At 77.1% G+C, this 3,719-nt stretch carries 1 protein-coding gene; it reads right to left on the reverse strand.

The features are described from left to right. On the reverse strand, nucleotides 1-3,719 hold a 3,719-nt coding region (locus ACY45C_RS20010), incomplete at both ends, for an amino acid adenylation domain-containing protein (RefSeq protein WP_462189101.1).

Here is a 3,719-nt window from a genome sequence, read left to right on the forward strand (position 1 = left end):
CGGCAGCTCGGCCGTGATCCGGGCCGGGGCGACCGGCGGCAAGCCCCGCGCCGCCGGCACCACCAGCGTCGGGCCCGCCAGGTCGGCCAGGGCCGAGCGCCAGGCCCGCTCGGCGGCGGCGGTGTCCCGCTCGCGCAGCCAAAGCAGGTAGTCGCGGTACGAACCGCGCGACGCGGGCGGGGTCGACGCCGGCTCTTCCGCCCACTCAGTCCCCGGCTCGCCGCCCCCGGCGGCGTACAGCTCGAGCAGGCCCTCGACGACGAGCGCGCCCGACCAGCCGTCCCACAGCAGCACCTGGCGGTTGATCACCAGCCGGGACCGCCCCTCGGCCAGGTGGATCAGGATCAGCCGGAACAGTGGCGGCCGCGCCACGTCGAACGGGCGGGCCCGGTCGGCGGCGGCGATCCGCTCGGCCGCCGCCGACCGCTCGGGCTCGGCCAGTCCGGACAGATCGATCTCCTCGACCGGGGCGGGCAGGTCGCGCGCGATGACCTGCGCCGGGCGGGACAGGCCGTCGCTGAGGAAGCCGGCGCGCAGGGTCGGGTTGCGGGCCATGAAGGTCGCGCAGGCCCGGCGCAGCCGGCCGGCGTCGAGCCGATGGTCGAAGTCCAACGAGAACTGGGCGGTGTAGGCGTCGCTGGTCGCGTCGAGCGCCGAGTGGAAGTACAGGCCATCCTGGAGCGGCGAGAGCGGCCAGACGTCCTCGACCGGCGCCGGGAAGGTACGCGCGATCCGGTCCGCCTCGGCCGGCGGGAGCGCGATGAGCTCGACCGGCTGGCCGAGCGCGGCGGGGCCGGAACCGGGACCGAGACCGGGACCGCCGGCCGGCGCCAGCGAGGCCAGCTCCCCCAGCGCGTCGAGGAAGCCGTCGGCGATGCGCGCGGCCTCGTCCGCCGCCAGCACGGTGGTCAGGTAGGTGAGCGTCGCGCGCAGCACCGGCCCGGCTCCGGCCGAGGACGTCTGGGCGGTCTCGACGCTGACCACATCGATGGTCAGTGGATAACCGACGCCCAGGCCGGGGTCGGGCTCGGCGGCCAGCGCGTCGAACTCCTCGGCCGGCCCCCAGTCGGCCCGGCGGTCGGCGCCGAAGCGACCGAGGTAGTTGAACAGCACCTGGGGCTGTCCGGCCCGGGCCAGGGCCGGGCCGGCGAGCGGGTTGGCGTAGCGGAGCAGGCCGAAGCCGATGCCGCGCTCGGGCGTGGCCCGCAGGCGGGCCGTCACCTCGGTCAGCGTCGCGCCGGCGCCGGCCCGGGGCGGCGCGAGCCGGACCGGCGCGATGCTGGTGAACCAGCCGACGGTGCGGGCGAGGTCCAGTCCGGGGGCGATCTCCTCGCGGCCGTGGCGCTCGAGATCGACCAGGAGGTCGCCGTCGCCGTCCGCCGGGGCGGGCCGGATCGCCATGCGCAAGCCGGCCAGCAGGACGTCGGTGACCTCGGCGCCGGTCGCCGCCGGGACGCCGGTGAGCAGGGCGGTCGTGGCCGCCGCCGGCAGCTCGACGACCAGTCGCCCGGTGTCGGCCACAGTGCCGACGGCCGCTGGGCCGAGCGGGGGCCCGGCGGCTTCGGCGACCGGTCCGGGCGGCTCGGGGAAGGGACGCGCGCCCGGGGCGAGCGTCTCCAGCCAGTAGGCCAGCTCGCCGAGGCGGGCCGGGGCGGTCGCGTGTTCGGCGACCACCTGGCTGAAGGCGCGCAGTGAGGTGCCGACCGGCTCGAGCGCCGGCCGCCGGCCAGCCCGGGCCGCCGCGTAGGCCGCCTCGAGGTCGGCCAGCAGGATACGCCAGGACACGCCGTCCACGACGAGGTGGTGGGCCACCATCACCAGCCGGCCCGGTTCGCTGGGACCGGCGTCGAGCCAGACCGCGCGCAACGTCGTCCCGGTGTCGGGGTCGAGGCGCCCGGCGGCCGAACCGGAGGCGGCGGCGATCATCGCGCGCAGCGCGGCCGGGCCGAGCCCGGCGACATCGATCCGGGTCAGGAGCTCGGGGTCGGTCGGGCCGTCGCCGGCCGGGTCGATCTGGAGCAGCCACACGCTCGGCGCGGGCCGCAGCAGCCGGGCCCGCAGGGCGTCGTGGTGCGCGACCAGCGCGCCGAGCGCGGCCCGTAGGGCCGCCTCGTCGGCGCCGGCCGGCGTCCGGGCCACGAACGCCTGGTTGAACCGCCGGATCTCACCGCCCCAGTCGGCGAGCCGGGCGACGATCGGCGGGGGTGTGAGCACCCCGGTCGCCGCCGCGCCCGGCCCGCCCGCCCCGCTGACCAGCGCCGGCGGGCCGGCCGGGGCGGGCGAGGTCTCCGGGGCGGGCGGGGTCTCGATGGTCTCGCGGGTCTCGACGGTCTCGGCCGTGGCGCGGCCGGCGACGAGCGCCGCCAGCGCGGCCGGCGTCCGTTGGACGAAGACCTCGCGCGGGGTGAGCCCGACGCCTTCGCGGCGGGCCCGGTTGGCCAGCTGGATCGCGATGATGCTGTCGCCGCCGAGGGCGAGGAAGTCGTCGTCAGCGCCGACCCGGTCGGCGCTGAGCACGGCGGCGAACACCGCGCACAGCGTCCGCTCCAGGTCGGTGGCGCCCGACCGTCCCGAAGTCGCGGTGGTCAGGCCGGGAGCCGGCAGGGCGGCTCGGTCGAGCTTCCCGTTGCCGGTCAGCGGCAGCGCGTCCAACGCGACGACCGCGGCCGGGACCATGAAGTCGGGCAGCGCGGCGGCGGCCCGGTGCCGCAGCGCCGGCCCGTCGACGCGCCCGCCCGCCCGGGGGACGACGTAGGCGACCAGCCGGCGCCGGCCGGCGCCGTCCTCCCCGGCGACGACCACGGCCCGCTCCACCGCCGGATCGGCGGCCAGGACCGCCTCGATCTCGCCCGGCTCGATCCGGAAACCGCGGATCTTGACCTGGTCGTCGGCCCGGCCCAGATACTCCAGCGAGCCGTCCGGGCCCAGCCGGGCCAGGTCGCCGGTGCGGTACATCCGGTCGCCGTCTTCGCCGTAGGGGTCGGCCACGAACCGGGTGGCGGTCAGGCCGGAGCGGCCCAGGTAGCCCCGCGCGAGCTGGGCGCCGCTGACGTAGATCTCCCCCGGGACACCCGGCGGGACCGGGGCGAGGTGGCGGTCGAGGAGCCGTGCGCGCAGGCCGCGCAGCGGCTCGCCGATCACGCTCCGGCGGTCGGCGGCGGCATCGGCCGCGCCGGCCCGGTCCAGCGGCAGGTACGTGACGTGCACCGTGGTCTCGGTGATCCCGTACATGTTGACCAAAGTCGGTGCGCCGTCCGGGTGGCGCTCGTACCAGGGGGCCAGTCGGCCGAGCTCGAGCGCCTCGCCACCGAAGATCACCAGACGGAGGCTGAGGTCAGACCGTCCGGCCTCCTGCTCGGCCGCCCGCAGCGCGCCGAAGGCCGACGGCGTCTGGTTGAGGACGGTGACGGACTCCCGCCGCAGCAGGTCGAGGAACTGCTCGGGCGAGCGGGAGACGTCGTGGTCGACCACGACGAGCCGGCCGCCGTGCAGCAGCGGCCCCCACAGCTCCCACACCGAGAAGTCGAACGACACCGAGTGGAACAGCGTCCAGACGTCGGAGGCGTCGAAGCGGAAGAGATCCCGGGTGTCGGCGAACAGGCGCACCACGTTGCGGTGCGGGATCAGCGCGCCCTTCGGGCGGCCGGTTGAGCCGGAGGTGTAGATGACGTAGGCGAGGTTGTCCGGGCGCGCCCGCCCCGCCCCGTCCGGCGGGGTGG

The organism is Frankia sp. CcWB2, from assembly GCF_977927585.1.